This window comes from Nonomuraea sp. NPDC002799 (genome assembly GCF_053592075.1).
Genome location: NZ_JBSFVA010000013.1, coordinates 17,357 through 32,223 on the forward strand (window position 1 = coordinate 17,357; position 14,867 = coordinate 32,223).

Genomic DNA, 14,867 nt, shown 5'->3' on the forward strand with positions numbered 1-14,867 from the left:
AGTCGGGACTCCGACTGGCCACCTGTTTCCGCCCCCGACCTGTGGCACCGTCACGATCCCGGTCGGCCACTCTCAAGTGGCCACCCAGCGGCCTACGACTGGCTATCCGACTGGCCGAGATCCACAGCGCTTCTCTGGCTCGCGGAGGCGGCCATGATCAGCCGTCCGTTACTGCCGGCGCGGCAGAAACTACCGAGGCGCTCGTGGCTTGGTCGGTAGAGTTGTGCAGCGTGTCTACGCCTTCGGTTCGCGTGCGTTTTGCGCCTTCTCCTACTGGGATGTTCCATGTGGGCGGGGCGCGGTCGGCTCTGTACAACTGGGCAGTGGCGCGACAATCCGGGGGCACCTTCGTGCTGCGCATCGAGGACACCGACATGGCGCGCAACAGGCCGGAGTGGACGCAGGGCATCATCGACGCCCTGGCGGCCATCGGGATCAGCGCCGACGATCCGGCCTTCGAGGGCCCGTACTTCCAGTCCGGCAATGCCGAGCGGCATCGGGAAGCGGCCCTGCGGCTGTCTGCGGCTGGGCGGGCGTACTACTGCGACTGCAGCCGCGAGCAACTCAAGGAGCGGACCGGGTCCGAGCACCTGGGCTATGACGGGTTCTGCCGGGAGCGGGGGCTGGAGTTCGCCGAGGGGCGGGCGCTGCGCTTCCGTACGCCGGATGAGGGCGAGACCGTGGTGGAGGACCTCGTCCGCGGTAAGCCGATCTTCCCCAACGCCTCGATCGAGGACTTCGTGATCGCCCGTGGCGACGGGTCGCCGGTGTTCCTGCTGGCCAATGTGGTCGATGACCTGGACGAGGGCATCACGCAGGTGATCCGGGGCGAGGAGCACCTGTCGAACGCTCCCAAGCAGCAGCTGCTGTGGGAAGCCCTGGGTGCGACGCCGCCGGTGTGGGCGCATCTGCCGGTCATCGTCAACGACAAGCGGCAGAAGCTGTCAAAGCGGCGCGACAAGGTGGCGCTGGAGGACTACCTGGTCGAGGGGTTCCTGCCGGAGGCGATGGTCAACTACCTGATGTTGCTGGGCTGGGGGCCGGGCGACGATCGGGAGATCATGCCGTACGAGGAGATGGAGCGGCTCTTCCGCATCGAGGACGTGAACACCTCGCCGGCGTTCTTCGACGTGAAGAAACTGACGGCGTTCAACGGCGAGTACATTCGGGCCCTGTCACCGGCGGCGTTCGTTACGGCCTGCGCGCCGTGGCTGACCGAGCCCTACGCGCCGTGGCAAGCCGAAGCGTTCAACGCGGGCGTGTTCGCGAAGGCGGCCGTCCTGGCGCAGACGCGGCTGACGCTGCTGTCGGAGATCACGAGCTACGTTGACTTCTTGTTCCTGGACGAGCCGGTGTCCGACGAGGCGTCGTGGGCCAAGGCGATGAAGCCCGGCGCGGCGGACTTGCTGCGCGATGTGCGTGCTGCCTATGCCGGCGCCACCTGGCAGGCCGACGAGCTGAAGAGCGTGCTGACGACCGTGGGCGAGAGCCACGGGCTGAAGCTGGGTAAGGCGCAGGCCCCGGTCCGGGTCGCAGTCACGGGACGTACCGTCGGGCTGCCGCTCTTCGAGTCCTTGGAACTCCTCGGTCGCGATCGGACTCTGACACGTCTCGATGCCGATCAACAATCGCTCAGCCGACACACTCGGCGAAGCCAGCAGAACACGTGAACTAACGAGCCTAGCATGATCCTTCAGGGAGCGTCCCGGGCTCGGTTCGACCAGAATTCTTCGGTCGAACCGAGCCCATTTACTTCGCCCAGTAGATCATCCGACCGTAGGAACGCAGCATCATTGGGTTGGGTGCGCCAACATGGACTTTCGGTTCGATGAGCGGACCCTCTCCAGAACGAAGGGCTTCCAGCTCAGCAACCGCTTCATCAATGTCCTCCTCGAGTTCGCTCGTGCGGCGGCGAACCCAGAAGCTCATTTCTACGCGCCCTTTCTCCACACCGACTGCCACAGCAATCACGTCTGGAGAAATAAGACCCAATAGCGCCTGGACCGCATCCAGGACTATCCCATTCTCTTGCTCGAGATCCTCTGGACTGATCATGATGCACCTAGTTCGGATTCACCGGCACAACACTCGGACTCGTCGTACCCTTGATCATGAAGACGTTCGTGGGCACACCGAGTCGTGTGGGTGCCGGATATTGTGTCACAGGGGTTGATCTGGGGTTTTACTGAAGTTTTCTCAGCAGGCGAAGCGGGTGATTCTGGGTCGACGAGGTGTAGATCGGGAGGTGTCGTCGTTCCCCTGACATCAGGGCTCCGGCGTAGTTGAAGTTTCTGCTTGATTGTCCGGTTCTCCGGAAAGACTGCTGGCAGGTACGCATGCAGGCACGGCCTCCGCGATCATGAGGTTGTCTACGCCTTTGATCGTGAGAGAAGACCGTGCCTGCCCCCTCATCATCGCCGATGTCGGCTGTCCTTGACCATGTAGCCGCCCTATCGCAGGCCCAGCGCGAGATGCTGACTGCGCGGCTGCCACAGCTGGTCCACTACCTGGCCTGGATCCCCGATCCGCGAGATCCACGCGGGGTACGGCATTCGCTGACATCGCTGCTGAGTGCGGCCATCGCGGCAGCGCTCAGCGGCTCGACCTCGTTCGCCGCGATCAGCGAGTGGATCGCCGACGCGCCGGTGATGGTGCTGGTGGGGCTGGGCATCCGCTGGAATCCGCTGCGGTGCGCGCATGAGGTCCCGGACGAGTCGACTCTTCGCGTGCTGCTGGAGGCCCTGGATGCGACCGCGTTCGCCGCCGTGTGCGGTAGCCGGCTGGCTGACCTGCGCCCACCGGGAGCAATCCGCATCTGGCCAGGAGGAGGATCGGCTGGTCCAGGCTAGGGCGGGCCGACGCCGACGGCGCCATGTCGCTGTGGACGGCAAGGCGCTGCGGGGCACCCGGCACGGCAGCGAGACCGGCCGGGCCCGGCATGTGCTGACCGCGATCACCGCCCGCACCATGGCGTTGCCGGCTCAGGCCGAGGTGGACGGCAAGAGTAACGAGATCACGGCCTTCTGCCCGCTGCTGCGCCGGCTGGACCTGACCGACGCCGTGGTCACGGTTGATGCCCTGCATACGCAGCGTGAGCACGCCATCTTCCTGGTCCAAGAGAAGAACGCCCACTACATCCTTGTGGTGCAGAAGAACCAGCCAACCCTGTATCGGCAGCTCAAAGGCCTGTTATGGCGCAAGGTGCCCATCGTCCACCGCGAGGACCACCACGGTCACGGCCGCAGCGAACGCCGCCAGCTCAAGGTCCTCAGCGTCGCCGCCGGACTGGCCTTCCCCCACGCCGCCCAGGCGATTGCCATCATCAGAAAGACCCGGCCCCACCACCCCGGCACGTGCATTTCAGTGTCGATGCCTTAGTTTTTGGGCTGACGTCGGGCATGGCGCAGACGCTCGGTGCCATCGCGCGTGGGCGCCGCACCATGCTCGGCGAAAAGTCCGCCGACGTTGCCGTCACCCGTTGCCATCAACGGCCTGCCAGACATAAAAAAGATCAATCTTTCTCCACCCGCTCAAGAATGAGGTCGATTTCAGATTCGATCTCCTGATCCGCCGTTAGGTGAATATGGGAACCTTCATGAACACCTTGCTGAGCAAGGGTCAATAGATGACGTGCCAGTGAAGTCAATCCGGCGCGATTCGCCTTGATGACCACCTCCGTCGATCTGACCGTCAATTCAATTTCAAAATCATCGTCCCAGGCGAAGTGCAGTCCTTCGCCATCCCGGTATTCTGGAACATCGATCACACGATCCATTGCTACTATCACTTCCCGTGGCGATGCAGTGGGGAGCCGCCGAGGTCTCGTTCGGCGGCCCCCAACCTGAAGGTTCTATTCGAGGTAGATGTGTCGATTTTCGACAACCATGAACTTGCCGGGCTTTCTCGGATTCGGCACCAGTCGCTCAAAGTTCATGTGAGGACCACCGCCGTGCTGTCCTGTGATATCCGATTCACCCATCCTGGCAACGCGCGTGCCGTCCTTTGAGACGTACCGCCCGCTGCCCTTCACAGGCTCGGAATAGCCAGGCCCAACCCACCTCTCCGCCGCGTCGAGAGCTTCATTCGTTGGCACTTGGGTTCCATCCACCGGATGGCCGTCGCCATCAAATTTCCGGTAAGAGGTCCAGGGCCCGCAGCCTGAGTTGTGAACCAGGACCGGCGTCTCGCCTGCCAGCACATAGTACGTGTGGAGGTCGGCGATTGTCATGTTGTGGACTCGCTGTATGGCGGTCCACTGCTTGATCGCCGTGACCTGGACGTGTGTCCCTGCTGAGGTGCGGAGCCACATGCCTGGCTGGAGGTCGCCGGCGTTGACCCACTTCCTTAGGGCGGGGACCCAGAATGGGTGGTGATCGGTTGCGATTACGGTACTGCTCACACGATCCCGATCGGCATCAGTGTCTATGCCGATCTGGACGAGGTGCTTGTCGCCCTTGCTGGTCATGATCGCCGTAACAGGTTCGGCTCTGGTCTCGCCGGTTTCGGGATCGCTTGGCTGGTCCCATCCGCTATCCCATACATCGTCCGTCCACCTAAATTAAAGGTGGACGGACGAGTGAACTGAGGCTACTTGGGTATCTGCACGTATTCGACGGGGGCGCCGCCTTCTACCCAGAAGACCCATAGTCGGCTGCATGTGCTGCATCGCATCAATTCGCGCGCTTGCCCGAATAGAAAAGAACTATCCAGTTCAACATCGAATTCGCGGCGTGTGAGTAGCAGCATGCTGCCATCCGGATCATCATCCCGGAGGATTGCGTCGCACTTGCATCGCATCTTAGCCATCACTAGTCTCCGAAGAACTTAATTTCGCCGATGCCGTTGGGGTCTTTGCCCCAGCTCCTAAGCATACCTCGAACGCGCGCAATGGCATCAGGGAAATCGGCGGCGGTCAGCCCTGTTCCTCGAAGATCGACGATTACTCCCCCACCATGCACCTGTGAGTGCTTCTTGGCGGTGTTAGTAAGAATATTCTTGACCGTCTTTCCGGTCGGTGTGTAGACGTCCCATCGGACGCCGTTCACGAGAAGGTCGCTGGTGTTTCCTTCCTGGCGAGTGCCTGCTGGATCTCTGAGTATGACATCATACCCCTCGTCGCTTAGATGCTGGGCTGCAGCAGATTCTGATGCCGAAGGATTGCGGGCGGTCACGGTCAGGTTTCCGGACTTCGCGACCTTGTGAGACGAATCGGCCCCCCCGAAAAGCTTTTTGAGGACCTTCTGGCCCATCCTGCCCAGCTTAGTGAATGGGAGGAATCCGGCGGCTGCCCAGGCACAACTACCAGAGTCGCCTTCTGAGCAATTAATCTCATCCTCAAAGGCAACAGAGAACCACGTCATGTAGCCGTTCTTGGCCGCATCATATAGGGACGGGCCCTCGATGAATTCCGCAGTGAAACACCCGTTCCTACACGGGTTCGTCTTCGGAAGATTTACGTTTGTGTTGCGCGGCTTCGTCCCGGCCGGGTCGCACTCCTTGCCGAAGTTTCCCTTGCACTGCGATCCATCGTATTTCGGGTTGTGCCACGGGCGAGGTTCGTGGCCATCGTGTTCGATGCCGCTGATGGGGTTGCCGCCGGTGAAGGCGTAGCGGTTGCTGGTCCAAGGATCGGTACCTAGGCTCAGGTCGTTGAGGGCGCCGTTGTAGCTGTCGCGGAGCAGGAAGCGGTTGAGTCCGGGGTTGTAGTCGCGGAATCCCATGTCGTACATGCCGGTGGAGTTGTCCCAGCGCTTGGCGTTGAAGCGGTAGGGGTTGTACTCCTCCTTGGCGGTGGGATCAACTGGATCCGGCTTGTCGACGCCGGTGAAGAGATTGTCGTCGTTCTTGCCGTAGGCGGTGTAGCCGTAGGTGGCGCGGGTGTCGCCGGTCTCGCTGGTGATCTGTTCGACGTCGGTGTGCGGGTTGTAGCCGTAGTAGGAGAATTCCTCGCGGCCGGCGTCGGCTACCTTCACCTGCGACAGGCGCTCGCCCCAGGGTGAGTATTGGAAGGACTTGGTGAGCTGGCCAGCCACCTCTTCGTCCAAGACCTCGCCGGACATGCCGAGGTAGGAGTATGTGGTGGTCTTGGCGGAGGCGGTGCCTTCCTTCTCGGTTTTGGTGGTGGTGCGATCGAGCGGGTCGTAGGTGTACTTGGTCACCGTGCCGGTGACGCCGTCGCTGCCGAGTTTCTCGTGTTTGGTGACGTGGTCGAAGCCGTCGTAGGTGTATTTCTCCCAGACTTTGCCGCCGCCCTGGACGGTGCGCAGTCGGCCGTAGGGGTCGTAGGTGTAGGTCGAGGTCTGTCCGCCGGAGATCGACGTCATCAGGCGGTTGCGGTCGTAGGTGAAGTTGGTCTTCTTGCCGAGGACTTCTTCTTCCCAGACGTTGCTGTTGGCGTCGTGGGAGTAGGTCTCAGTTTCCGCGGTGCCGCCGGCGACGGGTGTCTTGACGGTTTTGGTGATGCGGTCGCGGGGGTCGTAGGTGTAGGCGTAGACGTGTTCGAGGTAGGCGCCGGGGGTGTCGGCGTTCTGAATTTTCGCGTGGTCGCGGTCACGGTGCAGGTTGCCCTGGTAGCCGATGGTGTGCTCGGCCACCACGGTGGCGTTGGGTTTCTTCTCCACCGAGTGACGCAGCACCCCGGACAGGAAGTAGTCGTAGGTGACGGTGTTGTTGTTGGCCTTGGTCTCGCTCAGGCGTTCGGCGCGGGGGGTGTAGGCGTAAGTGGTGGTCTTCGGCGCGGTGTCGGTGGCGCTCTTCTTGTTGACCACCTGGTTGACCAGATCGCGCACGTCGTAGCCGTAGGTGGCCAAGGTCTTGTCGTGGGTGCGCTCGATGACCGCGCTGTTCTCGTTGTAGCGGTAGGTGGTGGTGTTCTTGACCGTCGGGTTGGTGTCGCCGACCTTTTCCAGGTTCTGGTCGATCTGGTTGAGGTTGGTGTAGGCGATGTCCCACAGGTCGATCTTCGCGGTCGGGGACTTGTCTTCGATCCGGGTGAGGTTGGCGTTGAGGTCGTAGGTGTAGGCGAAGTCCTTCTTTTCGCCGTCGGCTTGGCCACTGGTGTCGCGGACCAGCTTGACCGCGTCGGCGGCTACCGTGCCGTTGGCGGCGTCGGTGAGGGTGACACTGTGCGTGGTGCCGGCGGTGAAGGTGTAGCCGCCCAGCTCGATCCAGGTGCCGGGGTTCTTGGTCTGGTCGAGCGTGACGGTCGCCTCGCCGCCCTGGTGCTTGACCTTGTACGTGGCGTTGGTGGCGGTCGCGCCGGACGGGTATTGCACCTGCACCTTGTAGGTGCCGTCGGATGGTGTGGTGAGGTTCCAGGTGAGGGAGGACTGGCCGGTGCCCGCGGGTGCGGTGGCGTAGTCGAATATGGCGGGATAGGTCCGGCGTGATAACGATCACCAAGGCGTTTCCGCAGGTCGCAGTGATCGATATCTGGGCTCATGTCAACCGCCCGGCTCCGCTGACGCACCGTCTTGCCCCTCCTTGGCTGCCAGTTCCGAGACTTGGCACACGGTCCGCCACCCGTGCTTGCCCGGCTCCTCCCGCCAGCCCGGGGGCCACCGCCGCTCCGACATCGCGGCCACCGGCGCCACTTGCACACCGCGCAAATCTGCGATCTCCATTCCCGCCGCCCCCTCGAACTGGGCGCCGCCGCAGAACGTCGCCCCGTTGAACGTGGCGCCGCCGAACAAGGACGCCTCGTCGAACCGGGCGTTGCCGGCGAAAGTCGCCCCGTCGAACAACTTGGCGCTGCTGTTGAAGATCGCCTCGTCGAACCTAGCGTTGCCGGTGAAGGTCGCCTTGTCGAACCTGGCGAAGCCGGTGAAGGTCGCCTCGCCGAACCAGGCGAAGTCGGTGAAGGTCACCTCGTCGAACCTGGCGAAGCTACTGAAGGTCGCCCTACCGAACCGGGCGAAGCCGGTGAAGTTCGCCTCGCTGAACCAGGCATCGCCGGTAAAAACCGTATCGTCGAACAACCACTCCTCGCCAGTAAAGGTCACCCTAACGAACCGGGTGAGGCCGGTGAAGGTCGTCTTGTTGAACACGACGTCGCCGGTGAAGGTCGTCGCCTCGAACTCGGCACCGCCGTTGAAGGTCGCCCCGGTGAACCAGGCGTTGCCGGCGAAGGTCGCCTCGTCGAACCGGGCGTTGCCGGTGAAAGTCGCCCCGTCGAACCGGGCGTCACCGATGTGGCAGTGGCTGAGGTCGAAGTCCACGAGGGCGGCACCGGTGAGGTCGAGACGGGTGTCGGTCCAGTGGCGCGGTTGGGGAGCGGCGCGGCGGGGTGGCCACCAGCGGCGCGGCAGGGGCGGATTGTAGCGCAGGTCTAGGCGCAGGAAGCGCCGGACGAAGAGGAGGGTTGTCGACCAGCGGCGTGGCGGGGGCGGGTTGTAGCGCAGGTGTGCGGCCAGGATGCGCTGGGCGGTGAGGCGGACCTGGAGTTCCTCGTGCGGATCGCGTCCAGCGCCAGGTGCGGCGACGCCGGCGATGGCGGCGCGCGGGACCGCCGGTCCGGCTGCAGGCGTCTGGTCCAGGGGCGGGGTGTAGGGCATGCGCAGGTAGGAGCAGATCACGTCCACGATCGTCTGCCGCAGCCCCGGGGTGTCTTGCGCTAGCCGTTCCAGCGCGTACAGCCCGCCGAGGCGAACCGGGGCCTGATCGTCGCCGAGTTGCTCGACGGCCTTGGTGTACAGCTCGGTCACCCGGCGCTCGGTGGCGTCGTGCGTGGTGTGGGCGGTGGCCAGTTCCTGGTGCCGTTGCCGCCGTACCGCCAGCATCAGCGTCACTGCCGCACCGACGCCGGCCGCGGCCGCCAGCGCGGTCCGGGCCGCCTCGATCCGGGTCGAGACCTGCTCGGCGACGCTGGGAAGCTTGTCGAGGTCTTGCAGCAGCCACGCGGTGGTGCCCCAGGCCGCCACGCCGATCAGCGCCGCGGCGGGGAGAACCCACCACCACATCGAGCGCGGCGGACGCAGGTCGGGCGGCCGGGCAGGCGGTTGGGGGGAGCGCTGACGAAGGATCATGCTTCATTCCACCCACCGTGCTGCCGCTGCTGAGGCAAATGCCCCAAATCGTAATCAGGGGGACTGTAACCTGCGGCAACGCTCTACTTTGGGGCTCATAGCGGCTGCCCGAGTAGAGGGCCTAACGCCACTGGCCGTTCCGATGCAGTCTCAAGCCCCGTCGCCGGCACCAGGAGCAAGGAAGGACGTTGCCACCGGCCACAGCGGGTGATGGCGGCGGTGCCCGACCCTCCAGGCCGTAACTCGGCCCGTTGTCTTTGCCCGCGCTGACGCAACGGAGCAAGGTCTCCAAGGGCGGAGCTGCTGGTGCTTCGCAGTAGAACTCGGTCCTACGCGGGCAGGTTCCGCAACGGCTTCCCGCGCCAGGCAGCGATGCCGGGCATGCCTTGCGTGTTCGCCTCGTTCAGATGGTCCGATATGGCCGATAGGCCCGCCGGCTCGGGACCTATGGCCCTGGGAGGAGGTGCGGATGAGGCGTCGGATGAGAGAAACAAGGAGGAACCATGAGCCATGTCATCGTTGTGGGCGCCGACGGTTCGGCCGGCGGGACCGCGGCCGTGGAGTGGGCGGCCGACGACGCAGCCCGCGCGAAGGCGCCGCTGCGTATCGTCTTCGCCGTTGACCGTGAGCCGTACCGGATCGTGAAGTACCCCATCCCCGACCTGGGCGACACGTTGCACCGCAGTGCGGAGAAAGTCCTGGCCGAGGCGGAGACGACCGCGCGTAAGCGCCGGCCCGACCTCGACGTCACCACCGAGGTGAACGAGGACGCCCCTGCGGTGATGCTGCGCGCGCAGGCCGAGGACGCCGCCGAGGTCGTCGTGGGCAGCCGGGGGCTGGGTGGCTTCGCACGAGCCGTCATGGGCTCGGTGAGCATCCACGTGGCCGGTCAGGCGCCCGGCCCGGTCGTGGTCGTCCGTTCCAGCCCGGAAACGACCTACGGCGAGATCGTCGTCGGCATCGATGACTCCACGGCCTGCGAGGCCGCGATCGCCTATGCCTTCGAGCAGGCCGGTCTCCGCGCCAGTACGCTTCGCGCCGTCTTCGCCTGGCAACGACCGATGCACGCATTCGTGCCCGAGTTCGACTACGACCTGGACGAGGTCGCCACGAGCCAGCGCCGGATCGCGGCGGACAAGTTACGGCCATGGCGGGAGAAGTACCCGCAGGTAACGGTCGTCGAGGACGTCTACCTCGCTCACCCGGTCGATGTGCTCATCGAGGTATCGGACCGGGCCGACCTGGTCGTCGTGGGCTCCCACGGACGCGGCGCTCTCGGGTCCGCCGTCCTCGGCTCGGTGAGCCGTGGCGTCCTGCACCACGCCCGTTGCGCGGTCGCGGTCGTACGGTCCCGCTCGACCTCAGCGGCCGGGTAGGTCGTGGGGGCTGAACGGCGCGGCGTGATGGCCGGGTGATGCTCTGGGCTTGCGTCGAGAAGAGATCAGCCTCCGGACGGACCCCGTCCGTAAGTTGGGCAGGCCCTGCAGCGGGTTCTGCTGCATGCCTCCGTCTCCGGCGTGAGCGTGGCCTTCCGCACCCAGGCGCTGGAGATGCCGCTCCTTCGCGAATTCCTGCGGCAGAAGTTGTTCTCCGGCGTGTGCCCCCAGGTGATCATCCGGCTGGGGTTCACGTTCGACGAGAAGAACGGGGTCAGGCGCTCACTCGCCGACGTCCTGGAATGAGGGTCGAAGGTCCCATCGACACCGGCCCTATGGCCCTGATGGCGGGGCGCGGAAAGCGATCTGCTGGAGATGCGAGAAACCATACGGACAGCACTGAGAGGAACCGATGATGGCCATCACCAAAGGGCGACGGCCCGCTTCCGTCATGAACACCCCGCGCACAGGTACGGCGCACCGGCCCGTCGACTACGTCTGGGCCGCCGCGCGGATCAGCATCGGCTGGATCTTCCTGTGGGCCTTCCTCGACAAGACCTTCGGCTGGGGACTGGCCACGCCGGCCGACAAGGCCTGGATCTCCGGCGGGAGCCCGACCACCGGTTTCCTCAAGGGTACCGGCGAGAACGCGCTCGGCGCCTTCTTCTCCAGCCTGGCCGGACAACCCTGGGTCGACTGGCTGTTCATGCTCGGCCTGCTCGGCATCGGAGTCGCTCTGATCCTGGGCGCGGGCATGCGGATCGCTGCCGTCGCCGGCGCCGTGCTGCTGGTCTTCATGTGGGCCGCCGAACTGCCGCTGGCCAACAACCCGTTCATGGACGAACACCTCATCTACGCCATCGTCCTGGCCGGCCTGGCCCTGGCAGGCGCGGGTGACACCCTCGGCATCGGCAGGATGTGGGGTCATACCGCGCTGGTGCGCTCCTATCCGGTGCTGAAGTAGCCGCCGGCGGCAACGCCTGCCCTCGCGGGTGGGCGTCGCCGCGTATCGGTGCGACACTGCCTGCTATGTCCCCCGATGAGCCGCGCCCGCTGATCCCGAACATGCGGCTCGACGAACTGCTGGACGAGCTCCGCGTCCGGCTAGAGACCGTCCTGGCCACCCGCGACCGGGTGCACGCGCTGCTGGAAGCCGTCGTCCTGGTGGGCAGCGACCTGGATCTGGAGACGGTGCTGCACCGGATCGTGGAGACCGCCACCACCCTGGTCGACGCCGGCTACGGCGCGCTGGGCATGGTGGGGCGAGAGAGCGAGCTCATCCAGTTCATCCCGGTGGGGCTGAGCGAGGAGGAGATCGCCGCCATCGAGCACTGGCCGCACGGCCTCGGTCTGCTGGGCCTGCTCATCAAGCGGCCTCAGCCACTGCGGCTGGCCCGTATCTCCGACCATCCCGAGTCCTACGGCTTCCCGCCCGGCCACCCGCCCATGGGATCGTTCCTCGGGGTGCCGCTGCGGGTCCGTGACCAGGTGTTCGGCAACCTCTACCTGACCGAGAAGCGCGGCGGCGCCGAGTTCGACGCCGAGGACGAGGCCGTTGTCATCGCGCTGGCCACCGCGGCCGGCGTGGCGATCGACAACGCCCGCTTGTACGAGGAGAGCAGGCGCAGGGAGACCTGGCTGCAGGCCTCCTCGGAGATCACCACCAGCCTGCTGTCCGGGCAGGGCGTCCAGCAGGTCCTCACTCAGGTGGCCCGCAGAGCCGGGCAGATGGCCGACGCCGACATCACCGCGATCCTGCTGCCCGCCGATGACGGCGACGGCCTGCAGGTGATGCTCGCGGACGGCCAAGGTGCGGAGCGGCTCGTCGGAGCCGCGGCGACGATGACAGGTTCCCTGGCGGGAAGCGTCTACTCCGGTGGTCAGCCCCTCATGGTCACCGATCCGGCCGCCGGCGACTTCCACCGGATGCTGGCCGACCACCTGACCGTGGGTCCGGAAGCAGCCGTCCCGCTGGGCGCGGCAGGATCGATGCGGGGCGTGTTGTCACTGGCCAAACGCTCGGGCCGAGCGCCGTTCAGCCACGCGGAGCTGCACATGCTGCACGCCTTCGCCGGGCACGCCGCCATCGCCATGGAACTCGCCGAGGCGCGCGAAGACGCCGAACGGCTGAGCCTGCTGGAGGACCGCGACCGGATCGCCAAGGACCTGCACGACGTGGTCGTCCAGCGGCTGTTCGCGGTCGCGATGACGCTGATGAGCGCCATCCGCCTGGTGCAGCAGCCCGAGGCGGCCAGCCGGGTGCAACATGCGATCGATGAACTGGACCAGATCATCAGGCAGATCCGCTCGACCATCTTCGGCCTGCAGACCTCCCAGAGCGGCGGCGATCCCGGGCTGCGGGCCCGGATCGTGGAGCTGGTGCAGGGCGCGCGTGGGCATCTGGGCTTCATGCCCGGCCTGGTGATGGAAGGGCAACTGGACACCCTGATCACACCACCCGTCACCGAGCACCTGCTGGCGGTCCTGCGTGAGGCGCTGTCGAACCTCCTGCGGCACGCGAAAGCCGCCAAGGCCGAGGTGTCGGTGGAGGTGACCGACGGCCGGGTCACGCTCACCGTGGCCGACAACGGCGTCGGGCTGCCCACCGACGGCCGGCGCAGCGGCCTGCACAACATCCAGGAGCGGGCCGAGCAACTGGGCGGCTCCTTCGTCGCGGACTCACCGCCCGGAGGCGGGGCCCGGCTGCGGTGGAGCGTCCCGCTCGGCTAGAGCCGTGCGGCGTCCCGAGAGCTCCTCAGCACGCAGCACGACGAAGTGATCACGACCGTTCGTCGCCCACGGCGCCAGGGGCAGCTCGGCCAGGCAGGCCATCTCCTCCGGATCGTGTACGGCCCGCGCCCGTCCGACCACCGTGACCGACCAGCCCGTGCTCATCCGGACGTCGAAGTCGTCGATCTCGAACGCCACGACGGCATCCCGGGTGGCCGAGGCGAGCTTGGACCCAGCCGTCGTCCGGATGACGATGCTCTCACCGTTCAGGTAGAAGACGACCGGCTGCACCGCGGGCAGCGCCCGATCGGTGAAGACGATCCGCCCGATCGACGTCGAGGACAGCAGGGCGAGGCACTGCTCGCGGGAGAGCACCCGCAGTCCGGCTGAATCGAATCTCATACTTCTGATCCTGCTCGGCCGCCCGGCCTCCTGGCAGGGCCGAAAGGCACCTCACTGGGGCCGTTCGGCCCTCATCCGCGCCGACGGCGCCGCGACCTGGGTACGGCGTTGCATGTCGAACTTGGGCAGCAGGTTGGACGTAGTTCTTGACCGTCTTCTCCGCCAGTTAGAGCCGCTCGCCGATCTCCCGGTTCGTCATGCTCTCGCCGGGCGAGGATACCGTCTTCACGACCAAGCCGGAGCCGGCCGCCCGCATGATCGGCCGGTTCCTTGACGCTGGGCACCGTGTGGGCTGGGTCGCGGGCGATGAGGTCTACGGCGGCAACCCCAAGCTGCGGGCCGCGCTGGAAGAGCGCCAGGTCGGCTACGTGCTCGCCGTTGCTTGCTCGGCCGAAGTCACTACGGGCGCGGGTAAGTTCCGCTCGGATGCCCTGGCCGTGAAGGTGCCGAAGTGGGCCTGGCTGAAGCTGTCGGCAGGGGCCGGCGGCAAGGGGCACCGCTTCTACGACTGGGCCGTCATCGACCTGGCCGAACCCCGGCTCGGCAGCCACCAACTGCTGATCCGCCGCAACCGCACCACCGGTGAACTGGCTTACTACCGTTGCTGGTCGCCGGCTGCGGTGCCTTTGGCCACGCTGGTGCGGGTCGCCGGGTCGAGATGGCGGGTGGAGGAGACCGTCCAGCCCGGAAAGGGCCTGGCCGGACTGGACGAGCACCAGGTCCGCCGTTTCACCTCGTGGTCTCGCCGGGTCACCCTGGTCATGCTCGCCCACGCCTTTCTCGCCGTCGTCCGCGCTGACGAACACGCCCGCCATTCCGCCCCGGACAGGCTGATCCCGCTCACCTGCAACGAGATCCAGCGACTATTCACCACGCTCGTCGTTCGGCCCGTGCACGGTGCAGCCCACCGGCTCGGCAGGTCCGACTGGCGACGCCGCCATCAGGCCCGAGCCCAGGCCAGCCATTACCGCCGACAAGCCGCGAATCAGACCTGAAGATCACGATCTACGGCTGGAGTACTAGATGGATTCGCCGCGTCCAACCATGACGGCGAACATCCGGAAACGACACGTGAAGCTGTTTATCGTAGGGGCGTCACGGAGGGTCAGCGGAGTGGGGCATGGGCTGGCGCGAGGAGATCGTCACCGCACTGAACGAGTGGATCACCGCCGAGGGTGGAGCGGCGGCATGCCACGTTGGCGACGGCTCTGCCGCGCGCTCCGCACCGGCAACGGGCTGTACGTCGGCTCCGCGCTAGCGAAGTGCCCTGCGCAGGTCTCCGATCGTGGCCACCATCTCAACTCCTCTTCAGTTCGTCGTCTCGGCGGGGACGTTG

General features: G+C 65.6%; 12 protein-coding genes and 2 pseudogenes. 8 read left to right on the top strand and 6 right to left on the bottom strand.

The window, feature by feature from the left end:
• Positions 1-278 precede the first annotated feature (278 nt).
• Entirely contained in the window at positions 279-1,670 is a 1,392-nt protein-coding gene (gene gltX, locus ACWD0F_RS23655) for a glutamate--tRNA ligase (protein ID WP_449879181.1), read from the top strand.
• A 79-nt stretch (positions 1,671-1,749) separates the two neighbouring features.
• On the opposite strand, the gene ACWD0F_RS23660 is transcribed toward gltX, so the two are convergent.
• Positions 1,750-2,055, bottom strand: a complete 306-nt coding sequence (locus ACWD0F_RS23660) for a hypothetical protein (protein WP_449878790.1) — start codon at positions 2,053-2,055, stop codon at positions 1,750-1,752.
• A 365-nt stretch (positions 2,056-2,420) separates the two neighbouring features.
• Between ACWD0F_RS23660 and ACWD0F_RS23665 the strand changes: the two genes are divergently transcribed.
• Both ACWD0F_RS23665 and ACWD0F_RS23670 read left to right on the top strand, forming a co-directional pair.
• Positions 2,421-2,849: a transposase family protein gene (locus ACWD0F_RS23665; protein WP_449878792.1), complete on the top strand. Its 429-nt coding sequence runs from the start codon at positions 2,421-2,423 to the stop codon at positions 2,847-2,849.
• Positions 2,746-3,378 (top strand): ISAs1 family transposase, encoded by a 633-nt coding sequence (locus tag ACWD0F_RS23670; RefSeq protein WP_449878793.1) that lies wholly within the window; start codon positions 2,746-2,748, stop codon positions 3,376-3,378. The genes ACWD0F_RS23665 and ACWD0F_RS23670 overlap by 104 nt, the downstream gene beginning before the upstream one ends.
• Positions 3,379-3,511: 133 nt before the next feature.
• On the opposite strand, the gene ACWD0F_RS23675 is transcribed toward ACWD0F_RS23670, so the two are convergent.
• The 4 genes and pseudogenes from ACWD0F_RS23675 to ACWD0F_RS23690 form a co-directional block, all read right to left on the bottom strand.
• A complete protein-coding gene (locus ACWD0F_RS23675) occupies positions 3,512-3,775 on the bottom strand; it encodes an Imm32 family immunity protein (protein ID WP_449878795.1) in 264 nt (87 codons plus the stop codon).
• 75 nt (positions 3,776-3,850) lie between these two features.
• Positions 3,851-4,498 (bottom strand): annotated as a pseudogene (locus ACWD0F_RS23680) (polymorphic toxin-type HINT domain-containing protein); the annotation flags it as partial.
• A 310-nt stretch (positions 4,499-4,808) separates the two neighbouring features.
• Positions 4,809-7,367 carry a golvesin C-terminal-like domain-containing protein gene (locus ACWD0F_RS23685; protein ID WP_449879183.1) on the bottom strand — a complete coding sequence of 853 codons (2,559 nt, stop codon included), beginning with the start codon at positions 7,365-7,367 and terminating at the stop codon, positions 4,809-4,811.
• Positions 7,368-7,442: 75 nt separating this feature from the next.
• The gene (locus tag ACWD0F_RS23690; protein ID WP_449878797.1) at positions 7,443-9,023 is read right to left on the bottom strand and encodes a pentapeptide repeat-containing protein; all 1,581 of its coding nucleotides are present in this window, start codon (positions 9,021-9,023) and stop codon (positions 7,443-7,445) included.
• Between the two features lie 503 nt (positions 9,024-9,526).
• On the opposite strand from ACWD0F_RS23690, the gene ACWD0F_RS23695 reads away from it, so the two are divergent.
• The 4 genes from ACWD0F_RS23695 (at position 9,527) to ACWD0F_RS23710 (ending at position 13,129) form a co-directional block, all read left to right on the top strand.
• Positions 9,527-10,399: a universal stress protein gene (locus tag ACWD0F_RS23695; protein ID WP_449878799.1), complete on the top strand. Its 873-nt coding sequence runs from the start codon at positions 9,527-9,529 to the stop codon at positions 10,397-10,399.
• 141 nt (positions 10,400-10,540) lie between these two features.
• Positions 10,541-10,705: a hypothetical protein gene (locus ACWD0F_RS23700; RefSeq protein ID WP_449878801.1), complete on the top strand. Its 165-nt coding sequence runs from the start codon at positions 10,541-10,543 to the stop codon at positions 10,703-10,705.
• A 145-nt stretch (positions 10,706-10,850) separates the two neighbouring features.
• Positions 10,851-11,363 carry a hypothetical protein gene (locus tag ACWD0F_RS23705; RefSeq protein WP_449878803.1) on the top strand — a complete coding sequence of 171 codons (513 nt, stop codon included), beginning with the start codon at positions 10,851-10,853 and terminating at the stop codon, positions 11,361-11,363.
• A gap of 65 nt (positions 11,364-11,428) precedes the next feature.
• Positions 11,429-13,129, top strand: coding sequence for a sensor histidine kinase (locus ACWD0F_RS23710; RefSeq protein ID WP_449878805.1), 1,701 nt, complete (start codon positions 11,429-11,431; stop codon positions 13,127-13,129).
• Here the strand turns inward: ACWD0F_RS23710 and ACWD0F_RS23715 are convergent.
• Positions 13,079-13,531, bottom strand: a complete 453-nt coding sequence (locus ACWD0F_RS23715; RefSeq protein ID WP_449878807.1) for a pyridoxamine 5'-phosphate oxidase family protein — start codon at positions 13,529-13,531, stop codon at positions 13,079-13,081. The two genes, ACWD0F_RS23710 and ACWD0F_RS23715, sit on opposite strands and share 51 nt — an antisense overlap.
• Before the next feature lie 209 nt (positions 13,532-13,740).
• Between ACWD0F_RS23715 and ACWD0F_RS23720 the strand changes: the two are divergent.
• A pseudogene (locus ACWD0F_RS23720) lies at positions 13,741-14,526 on the top strand (IS701 family transposase); the annotation flags it as partial.
• Between the last annotated feature and the right edge of the window lie 341 nt (positions 14,527-14,867).

Coding starts and splice junctions, on each gene's coding strand:
- gltX (WP_449879181.1), top strand. CDS start 279: ATGTTCCATGTGGGCGGGGCGCGGTCGGCTCTGTACAACTGGGCAGTG.
- ACWD0F_RS23660 (WP_449878790.1), bottom strand. CDS start 2,055: ATGATCAGTCCAGAGGATCTCGAGCAAGAGAATGGGATAGTCCTGGAT.
- ACWD0F_RS23665 (WP_449878792.1), top strand. CDS start 2,421: ATGTCGGCTGTCCTTGACCATGTAGCCGCCCTATCGCAGGCCCAGCGC.
- ACWD0F_RS23670 (WP_449878793.1), top strand. CDS start 2,746: ATGCGACCGCGTTCGCCGCCGTGTGCGGTAGCCGGCTGGCTGACCTGC.
- ACWD0F_RS23675 (WP_449878795.1), bottom strand. CDS start 3,775: ATGGATCGTGTGATCGATGTTCCAGAATACCGGGATGGCGAAGGACTG.
- ACWD0F_RS23690 (WP_449878797.1), bottom strand. CDS start 9,023: ATGATCCTTCGTCAGCGCTCCCCCCAACCGCCTGCCCGGCCGCCCGAC.
- ACWD0F_RS23695 (WP_449878799.1), top strand. CDS start 9,527: ATGAGCCATGTCATCGTTGTGGGCGCCGACGGTTCGGCCGGCGGGACC.
- ACWD0F_RS23705 (WP_449878803.1), top strand. CDS start 10,851: ATGAACACCCCGCGCACAGGTACGGCGCACCGGCCCGTCGACTACGTC.
- ACWD0F_RS23710 (WP_449878805.1), top strand. CDS start 11,429: ATGTCCCCCGATGAGCCGCGCCCGCTGATCCCGAACATGCGGCTCGAC.
- ACWD0F_RS23715 (WP_449878807.1), bottom strand. CDS start 13,531: ATGAGATTCGATTCAGCCGGACTGCGGGTGCTCTCCCGCGAGCAGTGC.